The sequence below is a fragment of the Leifsonia sp. McL0607 genome, assembly GCF_049993355.1.
Classification (GTDB): domain Bacteria; phylum Actinomycetota; class Actinomycetes; order Actinomycetales; family Microbacteriaceae; genus Leifsonia.
This window is the reverse complement of record NZ_CP188253.1, coordinates 3306074-3328286: the sequence shown is the minus strand read 5'-3', so window position 1 is coordinate 3328286 and position 22213 is coordinate 3306074. Positions and strand designations below refer to the sequence as shown.

At 69.8% G+C, this 22213-nt stretch carries 19 protein-coding genes and 1 pseudogene; 16 read left to right on the top strand and 4 right to left on the bottom strand.

The features are described from left to right. The first annotated feature begins 37 nt into the window (after positions 1 to 37). The 4 genes and pseudogenes from leuS to holA all read left to right on the top strand — a co-directional run bounded on the left by leuS (position 38) and on the right by holA (position 6924). The gene (leuS, locus tag ACPPVW_RS16140; RefSeq protein WP_426624086.1) at positions 38 to 2626 is read left to right on the top strand and encodes a leucine--tRNA ligase; all 2589 of its coding nucleotides are present in this window, start codon (positions 38 to 40) and stop codon (positions 2624 to 2626) included. Between the two features lie 127 nt (positions 2627 to 2753). Next, positions 2754 to 3413 (top strand): helix-hairpin-helix domain-containing protein, encoded by a 660-nt coding sequence (locus ACPPVW_RS16135; RefSeq protein ID WP_426624085.1) that lies wholly within the window; start codon positions 2754 to 2756, stop codon positions 3411 to 3413. Beyond that, a pseudogene (locus ACPPVW_RS16130) lies at positions 3413 to 5293 on the top strand (ComEC/Rec2 family competence protein); the annotation flags it as partial. The gene ACPPVW_RS16135 and the pseudogene ACPPVW_RS16130, both read left to right, overlap by 1 nt. A 581-nt stretch (positions 5294 to 5874) precedes the next feature. Continuing rightward, positions 5875 to 6924 carry a DNA polymerase III subunit delta gene (holA, locus tag ACPPVW_RS16125; RefSeq protein WP_426624084.1) on the top strand — a complete coding sequence of 350 codons (1050 nt, stop codon included), beginning with the start codon at positions 5875 to 5877 and terminating at the stop codon, positions 6922 to 6924. 212 nt (positions 6925 to 7136) lie between these two features. On the opposite strand, the gene rpsT is transcribed toward holA, so the two are convergent. Together rpsT and ACPPVW_RS16115 are read right to left on the bottom strand one after the other, a co-directional pair. Beyond that, positions 7137 to 7397 (bottom strand): 30S ribosomal protein S20, encoded by a 261-nt coding sequence (rpsT, locus tag ACPPVW_RS16120; RefSeq protein WP_426624083.1) that lies wholly within the window; start codon positions 7395 to 7397, stop codon positions 7137 to 7139. Between the two features lie 177 nt (positions 7398 to 7574). Then, positions 7575 to 8375, bottom strand: coding sequence for an NAD-dependent epimerase/dehydratase family protein (locus tag ACPPVW_RS16115; RefSeq protein ID WP_426624082.1), 801 nt, complete (start codon positions 8373 to 8375; stop codon positions 7575 to 7577). Positions 8376 to 8509: 134 nt separating this feature from the next. Here ACPPVW_RS16115 and ACPPVW_RS16110 point away from each other — a divergent pair, with 134 nt between their 5' ends. The 4 genes from ACPPVW_RS16110 to hemW all read left to right on the top strand — a co-directional run bounded on the left by ACPPVW_RS16110 (position 8510) and on the right by hemW (position 13717). Then, entirely contained in the window at positions 8510 to 9730 is a 1221-nt protein-coding gene (locus ACPPVW_RS16110; RefSeq protein WP_426624081.1) for an amidohydrolase, read from the top strand. A gap of 120 nt (positions 9731 to 9850) precedes the next feature. Beyond that, the gene (gene lepA, locus ACPPVW_RS16105; protein WP_426624080.1) at positions 9851 to 11701 is read left to right on the top strand and encodes a translation elongation factor 4; all 1851 of its coding nucleotides are present in this window, start codon (positions 9851 to 9853) and stop codon (positions 11699 to 11701) included. A 139-nt stretch (positions 11702 to 11840) separates the two neighbouring features. After that, complete coding sequence (locus ACPPVW_RS16100) at positions 11841 to 12488, top strand: DUF1990 family protein (RefSeq protein WP_426624079.1); 648 nt, start codon at positions 11841 to 11843, stop codon at positions 12486 to 12488. Next, the gene (gene hemW / locus ACPPVW_RS16095) at positions 12488 to 13717 is read left to right on the top strand and encodes a radical SAM family heme chaperone HemW (RefSeq protein ID WP_426624078.1); all 1230 of its coding nucleotides are present in this window, start codon (positions 12488 to 12490) and stop codon (positions 13715 to 13717) included. Before ACPPVW_RS16100 ends, hemW begins: the two co-directional genes overlap by 1 nt. Positions 13718 to 13730: 13 nt before the next feature. On the opposite strand, the gene ACPPVW_RS16090 is transcribed toward hemW, so the two are convergent. Both ACPPVW_RS16090 and ACPPVW_RS16085 read right to left on the bottom strand, forming a co-directional pair. After that, entirely contained in the window at positions 13731 to 14147 is a 417-nt protein-coding gene (locus ACPPVW_RS16090; protein WP_426624077.1) for a DUF4870 domain-containing protein, read from the bottom strand. 100 nt (positions 14148 to 14247) lie between these two features. Further along, the gene (locus ACPPVW_RS16085; RefSeq protein WP_426624076.1) at positions 14248 to 14754 is read right to left on the bottom strand and encodes a DUF4870 domain-containing protein; all 507 of its coding nucleotides are present in this window, start codon (positions 14752 to 14754) and stop codon (positions 14248 to 14250) included. 229 nt (positions 14755 to 14983) lie between these two features. Between ACPPVW_RS16085 and hrcA the strand changes: the two genes are divergently transcribed. From hrcA to era, 8 genes are all read left to right on the top strand, one after another. Continuing rightward, entirely contained in the window at positions 14984 to 16000 is a 1017-nt protein-coding gene (gene hrcA / locus ACPPVW_RS16080) for a heat-inducible transcriptional repressor HrcA (protein WP_426624075.1), read from the top strand. Positions 16001 to 16061: 61 nt separating this feature from the next. Then, positions 16062 to 17174 (top strand): molecular chaperone DnaJ, encoded by a 1113-nt coding sequence (gene dnaJ, locus ACPPVW_RS16075; protein WP_426624074.1) that lies wholly within the window; start codon positions 16062 to 16064, stop codon positions 17172 to 17174. Between the two features lie 16 nt (positions 17175 to 17190). After that, on the top strand, positions 17191 to 17919 hold the full coding sequence (locus ACPPVW_RS16070) for a 16S rRNA (uracil(1498)-N(3))-methyltransferase (RefSeq protein WP_426624073.1): 729 nt from the start codon (positions 17191 to 17193) through the stop codon (positions 17917 to 17919). 39 nt (positions 17920 to 17958) lie between these two features. Continuing rightward, on the top strand, positions 17959 to 18324 hold the full coding sequence (locus ACPPVW_RS16065) for an HIT domain-containing protein (protein ID WP_426624072.1): 366 nt from the start codon (positions 17959 to 17961) through the stop codon (positions 18322 to 18324). Beyond that, entirely contained in the window at positions 18311 to 19417 is a 1107-nt protein-coding gene (locus ACPPVW_RS16060) for a PhoH family protein (protein WP_426624071.1), read from the top strand. The genes ACPPVW_RS16065 and ACPPVW_RS16060 overlap by 14 nt, the downstream gene beginning before the upstream one ends. Next, a complete protein-coding gene (gene ybeY, locus ACPPVW_RS16055; RefSeq protein ID WP_426624070.1) occupies positions 19414 to 19875 on the top strand; it encodes an rRNA maturation RNase YbeY in 462 nt (153 codons plus the stop codon). Before ACPPVW_RS16060 ends, ybeY begins: the two co-directional genes overlap by 4 nt. Positions 19876 to 19881: 6 nt before the next feature. Beyond that, entirely contained in the window at positions 19882 to 21204 is a 1323-nt protein-coding gene (locus ACPPVW_RS16050) for a hemolysin family protein (protein ID WP_426624069.1), read from the top strand. Next, positions 21201 to 22094, top strand: a complete 894-nt coding sequence (gene era, locus ACPPVW_RS16045; protein ID WP_426624068.1) for a GTPase Era — start codon at positions 21201 to 21203, stop codon at positions 22092 to 22094. The genes ACPPVW_RS16050 and era overlap by 4 nt, the downstream gene beginning before the upstream one ends. The last annotated feature ends 119 nt before the right edge of the window (positions 22095 to 22213 follow it).

Here is a 22213-nt window from a genome sequence, read left to right as displayed (position 1 = left end):
GCCGGTCCGGCCGCGGCGACATCCGAGAGAGAGTCCAGTGGCACACGAGCACGATTCAGCGACAACACCGGTCCGAGAGGCCGGAGCGCACTACGACTTCGCCGAGATCCAGAACAAGTGGCTTCCGATCTGGGACGAGCTGAAGCCGTTCTCCACGGCCGACCCCGGCGACAAGCGGCCGCGCAAGTACGTGCTCGACATGTTCCCGTACCCCTCCGGCGACCTGCACATGGGCCACGCGGAGGCGTACGCTCTGGGCGATGTGATCGCCCGCTACTGGCGTCACCAGGGCTTCAACGTGCTGCACCCCATCGGCTGGGACTCGTTCGGGCTGCCCGCCGAGAACGCCGCGATCAAGCGTGGTCTCGACCCGGCCGGGTGGACCAACGACAATATCGCGCAGCAGAAGTCCTCGATGCGTCGTTATGCGCCGAGCTTCGACTGGGATCGCGTGCTGCAGACGAGCGACCCTGGCTACTACCGCTGGAACCAGTGGCTGTTCCTTCAGCTGCACGAGAAGGGCCTGGCCTACCGCAAGGCCTCCCAGGTCAACTGGTGCCCCTTCGACCAGACCGTACTGGCGAACGAGCAGGTCGTGAACGGCCGCTGCGAGCGCTGCGACAACCTGGTCACCAAGAAGAAGCTGACCCAGTGGTACTTCCGGATCACCGACTACGCCGACCGCCTGCTGGATGACCTGAACCAGCTGGAGGGCGCCTGGCCGTCCAAGGTGCTGTCGATGCAGCGCAACTGGATCGGCCGTTCCACCGGCGCCGACGTGCAGTTCACCATCGACGGTCGCGACGAGCCGGTCACCGTCTACACGACGCGACCCGACACGCTGTACGGCGCGACCTTCATGGTGGTCGCGCCCGACTCCGACCTGGCTGCCGAGCTGGTGGCCGACGTCCGCCCGGAGGTCCGGCCGCGCTTCGACCAGTACCTGGAGGCCGTGCGCGGCACGACCGAGATGGACCGGCTGAGCACCGACCGCGAGAAGACCGGAGTCTTCCTGGAGCGGCACGCGGTCAACGCGCTGACGGGCGAGCGCATTCCGATCTGGGCCGCCGACTACGTGCTGAGCGACTACGGCCACGGCGCGATCATGGCGGTGCCCGCCCACGACCAGCGCGATCTGGACTTCGCGCGCGCCTTCGACCTGCCGGTGCGCATCGTCGTCGACACCACGCAGCCGGTCACGGGCGCCATCCCGATCATCCACACCGACCCGGTCACGGGCGAGCCGATCCTGCCGGAGGACGCTCCGCTGGAGAACCCGTCCGAGACCGGCGTCGCGCTGACGGGCGAGGGCCGACTGATCAACTCGGGTCCGTTCGACGGCCTGAGCAAGTCGAACGCCATCCGTCGTGTCACCGAGGCGTTGCAGGGCTCCGGCCTGGGCGCGCCGGCGAAGAACTACCGCCTCCGCGACTGGCTGATCTCGCGCCAGCGGTACTGGGGCACGCCGATCCCGATCATCCACTGCGAGCAGTGCGGCGAGGTGCCGGTGCCCGAGTCCGAGCTGCCCGTACTGCTGCCTCCGGCGGAGGGCCTGGACCTGCGGCCGAAGGGCACCAGTCCGCTGGGCGGCGCGTCCGACTGGGTCAACGTCGCCTGCCCGAACTGCGGCGGCCCGGCCGAGCGCGACACCGACACGATGGACACGTTCGTCGACAGCTCGTGGTACTTCCTGCGCTTCCTGAACCCGAACGACCCCACGCAGGCGTTCGACCCCAAGGAGGCCGAGAAGTGGGCGCCGGTCGACCAGTACATCGGCGGCGTGACGCACGCGATCCTGCACCTGCTGTACGCGCGCTTCATCACCAAGGTGCTGTTCGACCTGGGCTCGATCAGCTTCACGGAGCCCTTCACGGCGCTGCTCAACCAGGGCATGGTCCAGATGGACGGCTCCGCCATGAGCAAGTCGCGCGGCAATCTGGTGAAGCTGTCCGAGCAGCTGGACGAGCACGGCGTCGACGCGGTGCGCCTGACCATGTCGTTCGCCGGCCCGCCGGAGGACGACATCGACTGGGCCGATGTGTCGCCGGCGGGAAGCGCGAAGTTCCTGGCGCGCGCCTGGCGCGTCGCGCACGACGTCACGAGCTCGCCCGACGTGGTCTGGAAGACCGGCGACCCGGCCCTGCGCCGTGTCACGCACCGGTTCCTGGCCGACGCGCCCGGTCTGGTCGAGGCGTTCAAGTTCAACGTCGTCGTCGCGCGCCTGATGGAGCTGGTGAACGCGACCCGCAAGGCCATCGACGGAGCGCCCGGAGCCGGGGATGCGGCCGTGCGCGAGGCCGCGGAGGTCACGGCTATGGCGCTGAACCTGTTCGCGCCGTACACAGCCGAAGACATGTGGCAGAAGCTGGGTTACGAGCCGTCTGTGGCCCTGGTGCCGTGGCGCAAGGCCGACCCGATCCTGCTCATCGAGGAGGCTGTGACGGCTGTGTTCCAGGTCGATGGCAAAGTCCGTGACCGGCTGGAGGTCTCGCCGAAGATCTCCACGGACGAGCTGGAGGCTCTGGCCCGCAGCTCGGAGGCTGTGGCCCGGTCGGTCGGTGACCGCGAGATCGTCAACGTGATCGTGCGTGCCCCACGACTGGTGAACATCGCCACGCGCGGCTGAGTCTGTACCCGCGTCGCGGCTGTCGCGTTGCCGAACGGCGGTCCTCCACAGGAGGGCCGCCGTTCGTGTTCTCCACGGATCCGGCGTACGCGGAGGTCGAGGGGGCGTCCGTCCCTAGCGTGGAGGGATGCGACATCGAGCGGGCGAGACGGAACGGGCGCCGTCGCGCCGTCTGAGGGTCGGCGTCGGAGCGGCGACCGTGCTGCTCATCGGCGCGTTCGTCATCGCCGCACTGGTGTCGGGGATGACCGGTGGACGGAAGGTGCCGCTTCAGTCCGCGGCGGCGGCGCCGACGTCGTCTTCGCCTTCGGCGCCCGCCGCGTCGTCCGGTGCCCCGCAGGCGGCGGCGGGGGACGAGCTCTATGTGCACGTCTCGGGGGCGGTCAATCGGCCGGGACTGATCCGCGTCCCCTCAGGCTCACGCGTTGTCGATGCGATCGAGGCCGCGGGAGGTTTCACCGAGACAGCGGACCACGCGGGCGTCAATCTCGCACGGCCCGTGCAAGACGGGGAGCAGCTCCGTGTGCCGGTCGTCGGGGAGTCGCCGCTCCCGACCGACGGCGTGCCGGAGGCCGCCGCGGAAGGAACGGGCGGCGGCCTGGTCGACCTCAACCGCGCGACGACCGCGCAGCTCGAGACCCTGCCGCGGATCGGCCCGGCGCTCGCGCAGCGCATCATCGAGTGGCGCGAGGCGAACGGACGGTTCGCCGCGGTGACCGACCTGCGCAATGTGACGGGCGTCGGCGAGAAGATCTTCGAGGCGCTCAAAGACCGGGTGACGGTCTGATGCCCGACGTCCGTCTGGTCATCCCTGCCGCCGCGCTGTGGCTCTGCTGCGGTCTCGGGGTCGGAGCGAGCGCGGCTATGCCGGTCGTCGCGGTGTGCGCGTGGGTGCTGGCTGCGGTGGCTCTGGCCACTGCCGTGTGCGCTGGCCGACGGTCGCCAGCGCGGGAGTCGAGACGCTCGTCGGTTCGGGGTCTCGCGACGATCGCCGTCGCAGTCGCGGCATCCGCGCTCGGTGCGACGGTGATCGGCACGCAGGCGCCACAGCGAACCGACACCGTGCTCGCGGCCGCGGCCGCGGCCGCAGCCGCTGACCAGCGTCACGTGGAGGTCGCGGTCCGGGTCGAGAGCGCTCCGCGCCGATCCGCCTCCGGATTCGACGGGGTCGAGCACTGGCGTCTGCGCGGCACCACCGTGGAGGTCGATGCCGAGGGCGATCGGCCGCCCTCGTCGGCTCCCGGCGATCGAAACGTCGCGGCCGGCGGGGTGCCGGTCTCCCTGATCGTGCCCGGCGACGCACGCTCCGTGCGTGCCTACGCGCTCGGCTCGGTCATCACGGCCGGCGTGTCCGTGCGACCGAACGAGCCGGGCGAGGCGACCACCTTCACCCTTCGCGCCTCGGCCGCTCCTGCCGTGCGCGACCGGCCGCCGGTCTGGCTGGCCTGGGCGGCGCCCGTACGAGACGCCTTCGCGCGCGCCGCGGCCACTACACCGGGCGACGGCGGCGACTTGCTGCCGGGCCTCGCGATCGGCGACGAAACGGCCGTCACCGCCGACCTCGACGACGCGATGAAGACCTCCGCCCTGAGTCATTTGACCGCGGTATCCGGAGCGAACTGCGCGCTCGTCACCGGTCTCGTGTTCCTGCTCGCGCGCGGCGTCGGCCTCGGGCGCCGCACCCGCATCGTGGCCGCTGCCGCTGCCCTCGCGGCGTTCGTCGCGCTCGTCGGTCCGGGTGCCAGCGTGCTGCGCGCCGCGGCGATGGCGACGGTCGTCCTCCTCGGACTCGCGCGCGGCAGGATCGCGGACGGCCTCCCCGCGCTCGCTCTCGCGGTGATCGTGCTGCTCGTTCACGATCCCTGGCTCGCCCGTGATTACGGCTTCGCGCTCTCAGCCCTCGCGACCGCCGGGCTGCTGCTGCTCGCCCGACCGCTGACGGCCGGCCTCACGCGGTTGCTTCCACGCGGGATCGCCCTGGCCCTCGCAGTGCCGTTGTCGGCGCAGCTCGCGTGTCAGCCTGTTCTCATCCTGCTGACGCCGACGCTCCCCCTCTTCGGTGTTCCCGCGAACCTCATCGCGGAGCCGGCCGCGCCGGTCGCCACGGTCCTCGGCTGCCTGGCCTGCCTCCTCCTGCCGTGGGCGCCCGGGGTCGGGCAGCTCATGGTCTGGATCGCGTGGTTGCCCTCGGCCTGGATCTCCCAGGTCGCCCGGTTCGCGGCCGGCCTCCCCGGCGCGGCTCTGCCGTGGCCGGACGGGATTCTCGGTGTCGGCCTGTGCGCGCTCGTGCTCGTCGCGGTCGCGCTCGTGGCGTCGCGGCGGAGGCTGCCGCGGGCGATCGCCTCGTCGGCGACGATCGCGCTCGTCGGTGGAGCCACCGTCTACGCAGGCTCGCTCGGCGGCAGGGAGCTCGGACTCGCGCTGAGCCGCCCAGGAGACTGGCTCATCGCGGCGTGCGACGTGGGTCAGGGCGACGCGCTCGTGTTGCGTGACGGCGATCGCAGCGCTCTCATCGATGTGGGACGACGCCCGCAGCCGCTCGCAGACTGTCTGGACTCCCTCGGGATCGACCGCCTCGACTGGGTGCTGCTCACGCACTTCGACGCCGACCACGCGGGCGGCGTGGACGCTGTGCTCGGACGTACCGATCACGTGATCGTCGGCGAGCCGGACCGCCCGGCCGACCGGGCGCTCCTGCAACGGCTGAGTACAGCGGGGATGAGCGTCGAAGCAGGTCGGGCGGGGATGTCGGGAGGGCTCGGGGGCATGTCGTGGCGGATCGTCTGGCCTCCCGCAGCCGAACCGGGCGGGTCGCAGCTGAGCGGGAACGCCGGCAGCCTGGTCGTGCGCACGGAGGGTCATGCGCTCAGTGCGCTCTTCCTCGGCGACCTCGGAGAGGCGGAGCAGGATGCGCTTCGCGCGTCGGGCACGATCGGCCCGGTCGATGTCGTCAAGGTCGCACATCACGGTTCCGCGGACCAGAGCGAGCAGCTCTACCGAGACCTGAGCGCACGGCTCGGGCTGGTCTCCGTCGGCGACGACAACCGGTACGGACACCCGACCAAGCGGGCGCTGTCGCTGCTGCAGGAGGCGGGCACGGCGGCGGCGCGCACCGACCGCTCGGGAACGCTGCTGGTGTCGTCGAGCGAGGCCGGCCCGGGGTTGTGGGTCGAGCGTCCGGAGGCCGAGGGCGCCGGGGCCGAGAGTGCCGGGGGTCGCCCCTATCCTGGATACGGACGAGGAGGAACGTGGCGACACGAAGCAACAGCAGGGGCGCCTCACGCGGGCGCGCCGGCGCGACCACTGCCAAGAGCGCGATACCTCAGCTGTCCTGGAACCAGATCCGACCGGCTCCGGTCGTTCTGGTGTCAGGACCAGAGGGCTTCCTCGCCGACCGCTCCACGCGGTTGCTGCGCGACCTCCTCAAGCAGCAAGACCCGAGCCTCGAGATCAGCGACATGTCCGCGGCGGACTACGCGTCAGGCGAGCTGCTCACACTCGCGAGCCCCTCCCTGTTCGGCGAGCCGCGTCTCATCCGCGTCGACGCGGTCGAGAAGACCGGAGACGGCTTCGTAGCCGACATGCTTAACTACCTCGCCGCTCCGGCTGACGGCGCCGTCGTGGTGCTGCGGCACGCGGGCGGGGTCCGCGGCAAGAAACTGCTCGACGCGATCCGTGCGGGCGCAGGAGGCGGCATCGAGGTCATCTGCGCGGAGCTCAAGAAGGACAGCGAGAAGTACGATTTTGCGCAGGCGGAGTTCGCGGCCGCGGGGCGTCGGATCACGCCCGGCGCGCTTCGATCGCTCACGTCCGCGTTCACAGACGACCTCGCCGAGCTCGCCGCGGCCTGTCAGCAGTTGCTCTCCGACTCCGCAGAGCAGATCACCGAGAGCACCGTCGACAAGTACTACGGAGGCCGGGTCGAGACGAACGCGTTCCAGGTCGCCGACGCGGCCATCGCCGGTCGCTACGGCGAAGCCCTGGTGACGATGCGCCACGCGCTCGCCTCCGGCGCCGACCCGGTGCCGATGGTGGCGGCGTTCGCCAGCAAGATCCGCACGATGGCCAAGCTCTCGGGCGCCCGAGGCGGTTCCGGTCAGCTCGCCCAGCAGTTCGGACTGGCGCCCTGGCAGGTCGACCGCGCCCGCCGCGATCTCGCCGGCTGGACGGAAGACGGGCTCGGCCGCTGCATCGAGGTGCTCGCCGAGACCGATGCCAACGTGAAAGGCGGCGGACGCGACCCCGTGTTCGCGCTCGAGCGCATGATCCGCATCGTCAGCGCGCTCGGCCGCGCCTGAGCTCGCTCGAGCGACGCGCTCGGCCGCGCGAGAAGCCGAGGGACACGTCGTTGTCGCTTGCAGCGCGTTCGGAAGCGACAACGACGTGCCCCTCGGCGGCTGCAGGCAGAGGCGCGCACCAGCCTCCCGCAGATGCAGCGAGCCCCCGCTCCCGTGGTTCACGGGGCGGGGGCTCGTCGCGGCGCGGGACAGGTCCCGCGGGTGGTCGCTGCTTAGAGCGCGGCGACCTGCTTGGCGATGGCCGACTTGCGGTTCGCCGCCTGGTTCTTGTGGATGACGCCCTTGCTGGCAGCCTTGTCGATCCGCTTGGCGGCGACACGCAGCGCCGCGGTCGCCTTCTCCTTGTCGCCGGCGACGACGGCCTCGCGCGTGGCGCGGATGGCCGTCTTCAGCTGGCTCTTGACCGCCTTGTTGCGCTCCTGCGCCTTCGTGTTGGTCTTGTTGCGCTTGATCTGCGACTTGATGTTTGCCACGAATGGTTACTTTCGTTAGAAGTGAGTATCGGATGTGCCGCTCAGCGAGAGAGGGCGCCTCGCGGCGTTCGTGCGGTTACACCCACACGCAAGCCAACAAACAACTTTAGCAGCGGGCGGCCTCCTCGCCAAAACGGCGAGCTCCGGAGCGCTGGGGCAGCGCGCCGAGACGCGTCGTCAGTTCCGCGCCGGCTGCGGCGCGTAGCTTCCCGTCGCGATCTCGTCCGCGAGCGTCGGGCCGTTCGGCTCCCAGCCCAGGTCGATGCGGGCCTTGACTCCACGGGCTCGCTGGTCGAGCAGCAGCGCCTCCGCGAGGCCGGAACCGAGCCGTTCCTCGGTCTGCGCGACAGTCTCGGCCTCCACGCCGCCCGCCGCGTCGACTGCACGCGCCGCGAGCTCCCGGACGGTCGGGTTGTTGCCTCCAGCCGCGATGTAGACCTCGCCGGCCTCACCGTTCTCGAGCGCCAGCATGTAGAGCGCTGCGACATCGTCGACGTGCACGGTCGCCCAGTGCTGCGAGCCGTCGCCGATGAGCTTCAGCGCCGGAGCGACGCCCGATCCGCGCGGCGCGTCCACGATCAGCCGGGCCAGGCCCTTGCCGTGGCCGTAGACGATCGACGGCACCACGACCGAGCCGCGCACTCCCTGCGCACCGAGGACGACGGCCTCGTTCGCCGCACGCCAGGCCGTCAGTGCGGGAGGCGCGGCGGGGGAGTCCTCGGTGATGTCGGAGTTCGAGCCGTACGTCCAGACGCCACCCGTGTGCACGAACGGCTTGCCGCTGCCGGAGAGACCGTCGAGCGCGGCCGCGACGAACACCGAATCCACGTCGCGGGCTGAGGCGAGGTGGATGACCCCGTCGCTCTCTCGCGCGAGCCGGGTGACGAGGGCGCTGTCCGTGGCGTCGCCCACCACGGCGGACGCGCCGGCGTCGCGCACGATCTGCGCCTTCGGCTCGTCGCGCACCAGCGCGGTCACAACGTCCCCTCGTCCAGGAGGCGGGGGAGGACGGAGGATCCGATGTAGCCGGTCGCGCCGGTCAGGAGAATGCTCATACCTCCACTCAACGCCGGACCGGCGTGCGCATTCCCGCCGAGCGTAGGCTCGGCACCATGACCGCATCGAGCATCGCCATCGTCAACGCCTACGTCGTCCCCGTCGCCGGAGACCCGATCGAGAAAGGCACGGTGGTCGTCGAGGACGGTCGGATCACCGCGGTCGGCCCATCGTCCGCGGTCACCGTGCCGTCCGGCGTCCGCATCGTCGACGCGAGCGGCAAGTGGGTGCTCCCGGGGTTCGTGGAGGCCCATGGCCACGTCGGCATTCACGAGGAGGCGAACGGCCCGGCCGGTGACGACACCAACGAGATGACCACGCCGAACACGGCGGCCGTGCGCGCCATCGACGCGATCAACATCGACGACGAAGGCTTCCGGGACGCCCTCGCCGGCGGCGTCACCGCGGTCGTGGTCAAGCCCGGATCCGGCAACCCGATCGGCGGCCAGACCGTCGCGATCAAGAGCTGGGGCGGCCGCACGATCGACGAGCAGGTGATCAAGGAGGCCGTGAGCGTGAAGTCGGCGCTCGGCGAGAATCCGAAGCGCGTCCACGGCGGCAAGGAGCAGACGCCGAGCACGCGCCTCGGGGTCGCCATGGTCATCCGCGAGGCGTTCGTCGACGCCCAGAACTATGCCGTAGCGCGGGCGGAGGCGGAGCGCGACGGCAAGGCGTTCGCCCGCGACCTGACCCGGGAGACCCTGGCCCGCGTGCTCGCCGGCGAGCTGGTCTGGGACCAGCACACGCACCGCCACGACGACATCGCGACGGCGATCCGCCTGGCCGACGAGTTCGGCTACAAGCTCGTCGTCAATCACGGAACGGAGGCGCACAAGATCGCCGATGTGCTCGCCGAGCGCGACATCCCGGTCATCTTCGGCCCGATGTTCACCTCGCGCTCCAAAGTGGAGCTGCGCGACCGCGCCATCGGCAACCTCGCGCTGATCGCCGCGGCGGGCGTCCGGGTCGCCATCACGACAGACCACCCGGTCGTCCCGATCAACTTCCTGGTGCACCAGGCGTCGCTCGCGGTGAAGGAGGGCCTCCCGCGCGAGACGGCGCTGGAGGCGCTCACGGTGAACCCGGCCGCCTTCCTCGGGCTCGACGACCGCGTCGGCGCGCTCGAGCCCGGACGCGACGGCGACATCGTGGTCTGGACCGGCGACCCTCTGGACGTCAACTCCCGCGCCGAGCATGTGTTCATCGAGGGCGCGGAGGTCTACCGCTGGGAGGACGGCGCCGGCCACGTCGTGGAGCGCGGCGAGCGCTTCGCCTAACGGCCCCGCAGCGAACCGTCGAGTGCACAGATCTTCCGCGTACTCGACGGTTTCGCGCTGAATTCGGACGTACTCGCGTGTTCGGGGCGGCGGGGGCGTTCGTGGGAGAATGAGGCCACAATGTCACCACGAGCCCTGAAGCCCCTCGAGCCCGCCGCGACCGACCCGGCCTCCATCCGCAACTTCTGCATCATCGCGCACATCGACCACGGCAAGTCGACGCTGGCCGACCGGATGCTGCAGATCACCGGGGTGGTCTCCGACCGCGACATGCGGGCGCAGTATCTCGACCGCATGGACATCGAGCGCGAGCGCGGCATCACGATCAAGAGCCAGGCCGTCCGGATGCCGTGGCAGCTCGACGGCGAGACCTTCGCACTCAACATGATCGACACGCCGGGGCACGTCGACTTCACGTACGAGGTGTCGCGCTCGCTGGCCGCGTGCGAGGGCGCGATCCTGCTCGTCGACGCCGCGCAGGGCATCGAGGCCCAGACGCTCGCGAACCTCTATCTGGCGCTGGAGAACGACCTCACGATCATCCCCGTGCTCAACAAGATCGACCTCCCGGCGGCCGACCCCGACAAGTACGCGCAGGAGCTCGCCAGCCTCATCGGCGGGCGCCCGGAGGACGTGCTGCGGGTCTCCGGCAAGACCGGTATGGGGGTGGAGGCGCTGCTCGACCGGGTCGTGCAGGAGATCCCCGCTCCGGTCGGCGTCGCCGACGCCCCCGCGCGGGCGATGATCTTCGACTCGGTGTACGACAGCTACCGCGGCGTGGTGACGTACGTGCGCATGGTGGACGGCAAGCTGGGCCCGCGCGAGCGCATCCAGATGATGTCGACGAGGGCCACCCACGAGATCCTCGAGATCGGCGTCTCCGCGCCGGAGCCGACCCCGTCGAAGGGTCTGGGCGTCGGCGAGGTCGGCTACCTGATCACCGGCGTGAAGGACGTGCGCCAGTCGAAGGTCGGCGATACCGTGACCACTGCGGCCAAGTCGGCCACGAAAGCCCTCGCCGGCTACACCGAGCCGAAGCCGATGGTGTTCTCCGGCCTGTACCCGATCGACGGCAGCGACTACCCCGAGCTGCGCGAGGCCCTCGACAAGCTCAAGCTCTCCGACGCCGCGCTCGTCTATGAGCCCGAGACGTCCGTGGCGCTGGGCTTCGGCTTCCGCTGCGGCTTCCTCGGCCTCCTGCACCTGGAGATCATCACCGAGCGGCTCTCGCGCGAGTTCGGCCTCGACTTGATCACCACGGCCCCGAGCGTGATCTACGAGGTCACGACGGAGGACAAGAAGGTTGTCACGGTCACCAACCCGAGCGAGTTCCCCAGCGGCAAGGTCGACAAGGTCGAGGAGCCGATCGTCAAAGCGGCCATCCTCGCCCCGAAGGACTACGTCGGCGTGATCATGGAGCTCTGCCAGGGTCGCCGCGGCACGCTGCTCGGCATGGAGTACCTGGGCGAAGACCGCGTCGAGATCCGCTACACGATGCCGCTCGGCGAGATCGTCTTCGACTTCTTCGATCACTTGAAGAGCCGAACCGCGGGCTACGCCTCCCTCGACTACGAGCCGTTCGGCGAGCAGGAGGCCGACCTGGTGAAGGTCGACATCCTGCTGCAGGGCGAGACGGTCGACGCGTTCAGCGCGATCGTGCACCGCGACAAGGCCTACGCCTACGGCACCATGATGGCCGGCCGTCTGCGCGAGCTCATTCCGCGCCAGCAGTTCGAGGTCCCCATCCAGGCCGCGATCGGAGCCCGCATCATTGCGCGCGAGAACATCCGCGCAATGCGCAAGGACGTCCTGGCCAAGTGCTATGGCGGCGACATCACCCGCAAGCGCAAGCTCCTCGAGAAGCAGAAAGAGGGCAAGAAGCGCATGAAGATGGTCGGCCGCGTCGAGGTCCCCCAGGAGGCCTTCATCGCGGCGCTCTCCGGCGACACGGAAAAAAAGGACAAGAAGTAACCGCCGAAACGTGACTCGTTGCGGCAATCCGGCCGTGTATTCCCGCAACGACTCACGTCTCGGTGGCGGGGGTGGGCGGGCTCGGCGGCGGGGTGAGGCCCGGTTCGCGCTCCGCGGCCGATTGACGGAGGATAGTTTCATGCGCCGCAACAGCTTCACCGACCAGCCCGTCACGTACGGGTCCGTCGGCGGCACGCAGGCCGCCGACCTGCTGTACTACCCGCCGACGGGCTACCGGCCGTTGGAGCGCACGGTGCGGCTGGGCAGCGGCGAGGAGCGATTCGAGACCGCGACGGCCGCTCTGATGAGCTGGGGCGTGCAGCGCGCCAGCGGCATCCGCGTCACCCAGATCGAGGAGGGCACCGGCGTCCAGTACGAGGGCATCGAGTTCGACGACGACGGCACGCCGCGCGGGATGCGCGAGCACCGGGTCGAGGAGGACGTGTTCGCCGACGACGGAACCCCGTTCATCCGCAACGGGATGACCGCCGTGCTGAAGGTCCCGTTCGGGCCGTTCCGGGTGTCGGCGCCGTGCCGGGTCGTCTACGTCGTCGACGAGCCGCACCGTCGGGGCTTCGCGTACGGCACGCTCAAGGGACACCCGGAGAGCGGCGAGGAGGCATTCCTCGTCGAGCTGCGCGACGACGGGACCGTCTGGTTCGTCGTGCGCGCGTTCTCCCGTCCCGCCAACAGCTTCTACCGACTGGGGTACCCGGTGCTGCGTGCCACGCAGAACGCGTTCACCAAACGGTACCTGCGCTCGCTGCTGCCTGCGCGGTCGGCCTGATGCCCGGAGCCCTCCCGCTGGGCGACCCGGCGCCCGCCGACGGCGTCCTTCCCGCCAGCGCGGCCATCGGCGCCGACGAGCGCGACTTCGGGGTGTACCTGCACGTGCCGTTCTGCCGGGTGCGCTGCGGCTACTGCGACTTCAACACCTACACCGCCACCGAACTGCGCGGTGTCGCGCAGTCGGAGTACGCCGGCCACGCGGTCCGCGAGGTCGCGTTCGCCGCAGAGGCCCTCGAGCGCAGCGGCGTCCCGGCACGGGAGGTGTCGACCGTCTTCTTCGGTGGCGGCACGCCGACCCTGCTCCCGCCGGACGACCTGGGGTCGATGCTCGGCGGCGTGCGCGACGCGTGGGGCATCGCGGCCGGCGCCGAGGTGACGACGGAGGCCAACCCCGACTCGGTCGTCGCCGACGACCTGCGTCGGCTGGCCGAGGCCGGGTTCACGCGCGTGTCGTTCGGGATGCAGTCCGCCGTGCCGAGCGTGCTCGCGACGCTGGAGCGCACGCACGACCCCGAGCGGATCCCGCTCGTCGTGCGCTGGGCGCGGGAGGCCGGCCTCCAGGTGAGCCTCGATCTGATCTACGGCACGCCGGGCGAGACGCTCGACGACTGGTCGCGCTCGCTCGACGCCGCACTGGCGTGCGAGCCCGACCATGTCTCCGCCTACGCCCTCATCGTCGAGCCGGGCACGAAGCTCGCTCGCCAGATCCGTTCGGGCGCCGTGCAGGAGCCGGACGACGACCTGGAGGCCGACATGTACGAGCTGGCCGAGGCGCGGCTCGCCGCCGCGGGCTACGGCTGGTATGAGGTCAGCAACTGGGCGACCGACGACGCGCACCGGTCGCGCCACAACCTGGCGTACTGGCTCGGTCACGACTGGTGGGGAGTCGGCCCCGGCGCGCACAGCCATGTGGGCGGTGTGCGCTGGTGGAACGTGAAGCATCCCGCGGCCTACGCGCAACGCGTGCTGGCGGGGGAGTCGCCCGCGGCCGGCCGGGAGACCCTCGACCGGGAGACGCAGCGCGTCGAGCGTGTGCTGCTGCTCACCCGTATCCGCCAGGGCGTGGGCACCGACGACTTGGAGGCTCCCGGTCGTCGCGCGGTCGCGGGGCTGATCGCCGACGGGCTGGTGGACGCGAAAGCCGCCCTCGCCGGCTCGGTGGTGCTGACGCTGCGAGGGCGGCTGCTGGCGGACGCCGTCGTGCGACGGCTGCTCGCGGAGGAGTGAATAGGAGCTGGTCTCAGCTCACGAACTTGATGGCGATCGGGTAGGTGTAGAACTGCCCTTGGTTCGCCTTGATGGCCGCGATGATGCTGAACACGATGTTCAGCACCCAGACCGCGAGCAGGATGATCAGCCCGATGCCGACGATGCTGAGGATCCAGCCGACCACGTAGGCGATGAACAGCGTGATCTGGAAATTCAGCGCCGTCGCCGTGTGCGAGCGGATGAACGGGCCGCGGTCCTTCAGCACCAGGTAGCCGATCAGGGCCGGGATCCAGTTGAACAGGATGCCGCCGATGTGGATCAGGGTCGCCCACAGCTTCTCGTCGGCCGGGCTCAGCGACTGCGCCTGACCTCCGTACGGCTGCTGGGGCGGCGGCGGGGGTGGGGGTGGGGGTGGGGGTGGGGGTGGGGGTGGGGGTGTTGCAGACATGGTCTTCTCTCCTCCGGGATGGGTGAATGACGCGTCTCAGCCTAGGGGGCCGAAGCCGATCCTGAGAAGCAGCCGATACCCATCGGCCGAAACGGGTCGTCTATTTGATGAAGCGGAAGTTGACCGGGTACCGGTAACTGCCTCCGCTGTTCACCCGCACGAAGCCGAGGATCGAGAACACCAGGTTCACGATGTACAGGGCCCACGGGATGAGGAGGCTGAACAGCAGGAAGCCGATGCCGGTGAACGCGAGGATCAGGCCGATGATCTGCGATGCGACCCAGGCGATGATCCACGTGATCTGCCAGTTGAGGGCCTCTTTGGACTCCCGGTCAATGAGGGCTCCTCTGTCTTTGAAGACGAGCCAGATAATCAGGGAGGGCAGGAACCAGAGGATCCCGCCGAGGTGGGCGAACGACGCCCACTGCTTGTCCTGCGCGGGGTCGAGGGGAGCGGCCGGGCCGGGCGCATAGGCCTGCTGGGGCGGGACGGCGCCCGCGGGTTGACCGGTCGGCTGGCCGGCGGGCTGACCGGCCGGTGTGCCGTACGGCTGCTGGGGAGGGAGGCCGCTGTCGCCGTCGGGCGGGGGCTGGGTCGGCTCTGTCATCAGGAAACCCTTTCGTGGGCGGCTGCGGGCCTATCCGAGCCGGTGCGCATACCGTACAACTGCGGGAGTGCACGGTAAATCATCGGTGTCGCGCGTTGCCCGTTCTATGGCGGGGACGCGATATGATTAGCACTCAGGTTCTCCGAGTGCCAGCTCGCTCGGTGTCTTCACCGTGCTCGATCCGGTGCCCGATCCGCGGGTGCCCCCGCGACGACAGGAGGCGGTTCGCATGGTCTCGGAACGCAGTCTCGAAGTGCTCCGTGTCATCGTGCAGGACTACGTCGCCTCGCGTGAGCCCGTCGGCTCCAAGAGCATCGTGGAGCGGCACTCGTTCGGCGTTTCCGCCGCGACGATCCGCAACGACATGGCGCTCTTGGAGGAGGAGCAGCTGATCGCCGCACCGCACACCTCCTCCGGCAGGGTCCCCACCGACAAGGGCTACCGGCTGTTCGTCGATCATCTCGCGGAGGCGCGTCCGCTGTCCGCGGCGCAACGCACGGCGATCGAGACGTTCCTCGGCCAGTCCGTCGACGTGGACGACGTGCTGTCGCGCACGGTGCGGCTGCTGTCGCACCTCACGAACCAGGTCGCGCTCGTGCAGTTTCCGTCGGTCGCCCGTTCGAAGATCCGGCACATCGAACTGGTGGCGCTCGCGCCCCACCGGCTCCTGAGCGTGCTCATCACCGACTCCGGTGCGGTGGAGCAGCGCGTGATCGAGCTGCCGGAGGCGCTCGACGACACCGAGATCGCCGAGGTCCGCGGTGCGATCAACGGTGCGGCGGCGGGCCTGTCGATGGCCGACGCCGCCTCCCGCCTGCGGCAGCTTCCGGACCATCTGACCGATCGCACGCGTGCGCTGGTCTCCCCGGTCGCGGGTGCGCTGCTCGACCAGATCGCCGTCAATCGGCAGGACAAGCTGGTGATGGCGGGCGCTGCGAACCTGGCCCGCACCGAGACCGACTTCCCCGGCTCCATCACCCCGGTGCTTGAGGCGATCGAGGAGCAGGTGGTCCTGCTGCGGCTCTTCGACGAGATGGCGCTCGACCAGCACGGCGTCGCGGTGAGCATCGGGCGTGAGAACCCGGTCGAGGGGCTCACGGAGACCTCGGTCATGTCGAGCACCTACAATTCGGGTTCCGACTTGGCACGGCTCGGCCTCCTCGGCCCGCTCCGAATGGACTACTCGGGCAACATGGCCGCGGTTCGCGCCGTGGCCCGTTACCTCTCCCGCCTCCTCGGCGACTGACCGACCGCCAGCCGGAGCCGACACAGAACTCCGACGCAACGAACAGAAAGAAAAGCCTTACGTGGCCGACCACTACGAAGTACTCGGCGTTGACCGCAACGCCAGCCCTGACGAGATCAAGAAGGCGTACCGCCGGCTCGCGCGCGAGCTGCACCCCGACGTCAACCCGAGCAGCGAGGCGCAGGAGCGCTTCAAGCTCGTCACGCACGCGTACGACGTGCTGAGCGACCCGCAGCAGCGTCAGCAGTACGACCTGGGCGGTTCCACGGGCTTCGGCGGCGGAGGCCCTGGCGACTTCGCGGGCTTCGGCGACATCTTCGAGACGTTCTTCGGCGGGGGCGGTGGCGCGACGCGCGGCCCACGGTCGCGGCGAGAGCGCGGCCAGGACGCCCTGCTGCGCGTGGAGGTCGACCTCGACGAGGTCGTCTTCGGCACGCACCGCGAGTTGGAGGTCGACACCGCCGTGGTCTGCGAGACCTGCAACGGATCGTGCTGCCAGCCCGGCACCGCGCCGGTGACCTGCGACATCTGCCACGGCACGGGCAGCATCCAGCGCTCGGTGCGTTCGCTGCTCGGCAACGTAATGACCTCCAGCCCCTGCGGAAGCTGCCGCGGCTACGGAACGGTCATCGCCACGCCGTGCGTGACCTGCCAGGGTCAGGGCCGCGTGCGCGCCCGCCGCACGGTCCCCGTCGACATCCCGGCCGGTGTCGACACCGGCCTGCGGTTGCAGATGCCGGGCTCCGGCGAGGCCGGCCCCGCGGGCGGCCCGAACGGCGACCTCTACCTCGAGATCAAGGTGAAGCACCACGAGGTGTTCAGCCGCGACGGCGACGATCTGCTGTGCACGTTGGAGGTGTCGATGACGGACGCCATCCTCGGCACCACGGCGACCCTGAAGGCGCTCGACGGCGACATCCGCCTCGAACTGAAGCCCGGCACGCAGAGCGCGGACATCGTCTCGGTGAAAGACCGGGGGATCACGCACCTGCGCGGCAGCGGCCGCGGCGATCTGCGGGTCGGCATCCAGGTGGTCACGCCCACCAAGCTCGACCATAAGGAGAAGGACCTGATCAAGAAGTTCGCGGCGACCCATCGCGCCCCCGAGCCCTCGCTCGCGCGGTTCCAGCAGGGTCTGTTCGCGAAGCTCCGCGATCGGTTCCTCAACCTCTGACCATACGGCGCGACGGATGAGCTCCCTGTACCTGCGCGAAGACCTCGCCGACGTCGAGGTGGGCGCACGCCTGACCCTGACGGGTGCGGAGGCCAAGCACGCGTCGACCGTGAACCGCACGCGCCCGGGCGAGAGCGTCCTGATCGGCAACGGTCGCGGCCTCGTGGTGTCCGGGGAGGTGCTGGTCGCCACGAGCAGCGAGCTGACCATCGACGTGGAGGCCGTGGAGCGCGTGCCGCGCACCGAGCCCGCGATCACGCTCGTGCAGGCGCTCGCCAAGGGCGACCGCGACGAGCTCGCGGTGCAGGCGGCCACTGAGCTCGGAGTGGACGCGGTGGTGCCGTGGGCGGCCTCCCGCTCGGTGTCGCGGTGGGAGGGCCCGAAGGTCGCCAAGGGACGCGAGCGCTGGGCGGCGATCGTCCGCGAGGCGAGCAAGCAGTCCATCCGGGCGTGGACCCCGCAGGTCGGCGAGCTCTCATCGACGAAGCAGGTGGCTGCCCTGGGGGCGACGCACCGGCTGCTGGTGCTGGAGCCGGGAGCGACGGAAAGGCTGACATCGGTCCGCCAGGACGGTCGGCCGCTGGCGCTCGTGGTGGGTCCGGAGGGCGGGATCGCCCCGCACGAGCTGGAGGCCTTCCGCACAGCGGGCGGCGAGCTCGTGCGCCTCGGCGACACGGTGCTGCGGACCTCTACGGCGGGCCCGGCGGCGCTGGCGGTGCTGGGCGCGACGCTCGGTCGCTGGTAGCCCCGCGACGGCCGCCGACCTGACGAATAGGATGGTGACATGGAGACAGGGGAACGTTCGATCTTCTCGCGCATCATCGCGGGCGAGATCCCGGCCGACGTCGTCTTCGACAGCGAGCGGATCATCGCGTTCCGCGATATCGCACCGAAGGCGCCGATGCACCTGCTGGTCATGCCCAAGACCGAGCAGTACCGCGACGTCGTGGAGCTCGCCGCCGGCGACCCCGGCCTGCTCGCCGAGCTGGTGGCGACCGCCAAGCAGCTCGCCGACGAGCACGCGGACGGCGACTTCCGACTGATCTTCAACACCGGAGCGGGCGCGGGACAGACCGTCTTCCACGTCCACGCCCACATTCTGGGCTCGCCCGAGGGCGGGCTCGAGGAAGGAAGCCTTGGCGACGAGTGAACCGACGCCGACCCCGCCCGCGGACGCGACGGGGTCTTCCGAAGCGCGACTGAGCGTCGACGGGATCCAGATGGTCCGTCTGCTCGGACCGCAAGACCGCCTGCTGGCCACGCTGGAGCGCCAGTACCCGCTGGTCGACGTGCACGTGCGGGGCAACGAGATCAGCCTCACCGGCGACAGTTCCCAGGTCGCCGCGGCCCGTGCGCTGATCGAGGAGCTGCTGCAGATGGTGCGCAACGGACAAGACATCGGCCCGGCGGAGGTCGCGAGTTCAGCACGGATGATGCGCAGCGACCTGGGCCTCAGCCCGTCCGACGTGCTGAGCCAGGCCATCCTGACCGCGCGCGGCAAGAGCATCCGGCCGAAGACCCTCGGGCAGAGTCAGTACGTCGACGCCATCGACCACAACACGATCGTGTTCGGCATCGGCCCCGCCGGCACGGGCAAGACGTACCTCGCGATGGCGAAGGCCGTGCAGGCCCTCCAGCGCAAGGAGGTGAGCAGGATCATCCTGACCCGACCGGCGGTGGAGGCCGGCGAGCGGCTCGGCTACCTGCCCGGCACCCTGACCGACAAGATCGACCCCTACCTCCGTCCGCTCTACGACGCGCTGAACGAGATGCTCGACCCCGACCTCGTTCCCAAGCTGCTGGCCGCCGGGACCATCGAGGTCGCGCCGCTCGCCTACATGCGCGGCCGCACGCTCAACGACTCGTTCATCATCCTCGACGAGGCCCAGAACACCACCCCGGAGCAGATGAAGATGTTCCTGACGCGGCTGGGGTTCAACTCCAAGATGGTCGTCACCGGCGACATCACCCAGATCGACCTCCCCAACGCGGCGAGCGGCCTCCGGCTGATCACGCGCGTGCTGAAGGACATCGACGACATCCACTTCTCCCGACTGACCAGCGACGACGTCGTGCGTCACAGCCTGGTCGGCCGCATCGTCGACGCGTACACCGAGTACGACGCCCGACAGCAGGCCCGGCAGTACGAGCGCGATGAGGCACGCGAGTTCGCCAACCGCGCCGAGCGCCGAGCCGGCACGCCCCGTGACCACCTCCCGAAACGACAGGGTCCCGTTCGATGAGCATCGAGATCAACAACGAGTCGTCCGTCGAGGTGGACGAGTCCGGCCTGCAGCGCCTCGCCGGGTACGCGCTCGACATCATGCACGTGCACCCCGACGCCGAGCTCGCGATCGTCCTGGTGGACGAGGCGGCGATGGAACAGCTGCACGTGCAGTGGATGGACGAGCCGGGCCCGACCGATGTGCTCAGCTTCCCGATGGACGAGTTGCGCCCCGGTACCGAGGAGGAGCCGGCGCCCGCCGGGCTGCTCGGCGACGTCGTGCTGTGCCCGCAGGTGGCGCAGGTGCAGGCCGATACTGCCGGTCACTCGCTGATAGACGAGCTACTGCTGCTGACCACGCACGGCATCCTCCACCTGCTGGGCTTCGACCACGCCGAACCTGCCGAGGAGCGCGAGATGTTCGGCATCCAGCGCGACATCCTCGTGGGCTTCTCCCGCTACGACCGACAGCGCTAGGCGCCGATGCTCGCGACCCTGTTCTTCGTCGTCGCCTTCCTGCTGGTGGCGTTCGGCGGTCTGATGGCCGCAGTGGACTCGGCGCTTGCCGTGCAGTCGCGCGGCGACATCGCCGACCTCGCCGAGACCTCACGCGCGAAGAAGTCGCTGGCGGCGATCGCGGAGGACCCCGGGCCGTACTTCAACGCGATCAACTTCAGCCGGATCATCGCGGAGACGACGGCAGCGGTGCTCGTGACGCTCGCCTTCGAGCAGATCTTCGAGGAGTGGTGGATCTCGCTCATCCTGTCGGCGGCAATCATGACCGGCGTGTCGTTCGTGCTGGTCGGTGCGAGTCCGCGCAGCGTCGGGAGGGCGAACTCGACGCTGCTGCTGCGGCTGACGGCGCCGCTGGTGCGGGGCATCCGCGTGGTCCTCGGCCCGATCCCCGGAGGGCTGGTCGCGCTCGGCAACCGGGTCACGCCCTCCCGTGCCCGTTCGGCGCCGGTCACGAGCGAGGAGCAGCTGCTGAGCATCGTCGACGAGGCGACCGAGTTCGACGTCCTCGAAGAGGACGACCGCGAGCTCATCCACTCGATCTTCGAATTCAGCGACACCGTGGTGCGGGAGGTCATGGTGCCGCGCACCGACATGGTCACGGTGGACATCTCGGCGGGGCTCGGCACGGCGATGGGGCTGTTCTTCTCCACGGGCGTCTCGCGCATGCCCGTCATCGACGGCGATCCGGACGAGGTCGTCGGCGTGCTCTACCTGAAGGACGTCGCCAAGCTCAGCTTCGAGAGCGCGCTCGGCGCCGACACGCTGACCATGGGGGAGCTCACCCGGCCGGCGCTCTTCGTGCCGGAGTCGCAGAAGGCCGACGCGCTGCTGCGGCAGATGCAGCGCGAGAAGAACCATCTCGCGATGGTCGTCGACGAGTACGGCGGGATCGCCGGGCTGGTGACGCTCGAAGATCTCATTGAGGAGCTCATCGGTGACATCGCGGATGAATACGACCACGAGGTCGCTCTCGTGCAGGAGCTCGGCGACGGCCGCCGCCGGGTGGCGACCCGGCTGGGCATCGACGACCTGGGCGAGCTGTTCGACCTCGAGATCGAGGACGAGGACGTCGACAGTGTCGGCGGCCTGGTCGCCAAGGCGCTCGGGCGCCTCCCGGAGGTGGGGTCCACGGTCGCCGTGCACGGCCTCCGGTTCACCGTCGACAGGATCGACGGCCGCCACAAGCACGTGAGCACTGTGCTGGTGGAGCCGGACACGGCGCTCCTCCCGGAGCCCGACGCACTGCCGAGCAAGGCAGCGCAGATCAAACACAAGGAGGCCCGCAGGTGACCGACTACCGCGCCGGATTCGTCTCGTTCGTCGGCAGGCCCAACGTGGGCAAGTCGACGCTGACCAACGCCCTGGTCGGCGAGAAGGTGGCGATCACGAGCTCCAAGCCGCAGACGACGCGCCGCGCCATCCGCGGCATCGTGCACCAGCGCGGCGGCCAGCTGGTGCTGGTCGACACGCCGGGCATCCACCGGCCGCGCACGCTGCTCGGCGAGCGCCTGAACACGCTCGTCCAGTCGACGCTGGGCGACGTGGACGTGATCGGCTTCTGCGTGCCGGCCGACGAGAAGATCGGGCCGGGCGATCGGTTCATCAACGACCAGCTGAACGACTATCCGAACGCGAAGAAGGTCGCGATCGTGACCAAGATCGACGCGGCGGGCAAGACACAGGTCGCCGAGCAGTTGCTCGCGGTCTCGGCGCTGCGCGAGTGGGAGGCGATCATCCCGATCTCGGCCACGAGCAGCATCCAGCTCGACACGCTCACGAGCGAGCTGCTCAAGCTGCTGCCGGAGTCTCCCGGCCCGCTCTATCCCGAGGACGCGATCACCGACGAGGGGCTGGAGGAGCGGATCGCGGAGTACATCCGGGAGGCCGTGCTCGAGGGCGTCGAGGACGAGCTGCCGCACTCGCTCGCCGTGACGATCGACGACATCGTCGAGCGCGACGACAAAGACCTCGTGGAGGTCTACGCCAACCTCTTCGTGGAGCGCGACAGCCAGAAGGCGATCGTGATCGGCAAGGGCGGCTCGCGCATCCGCGACGTGGGTGCGGAGGCCAGAAAGCCGATCGAGAAGCTGCTCGGACGCAAGGTGTTCCTCTCGCTCCGGGTGAAGGTCGCGAAAGACTGGCAGCGCGACCCGAAGCAGCTCGGCAGGCTCGGGTTCTGACGTGCTTCGGGCGTCCTTCCCGGCCGGGACTGCGGTGCCGTGCATCCGCAGGATGCCGTACATCGGAAGGATGATTGGGCACGCCTGATGCGGGGCGAACCAGCACGTACCCGTACCGT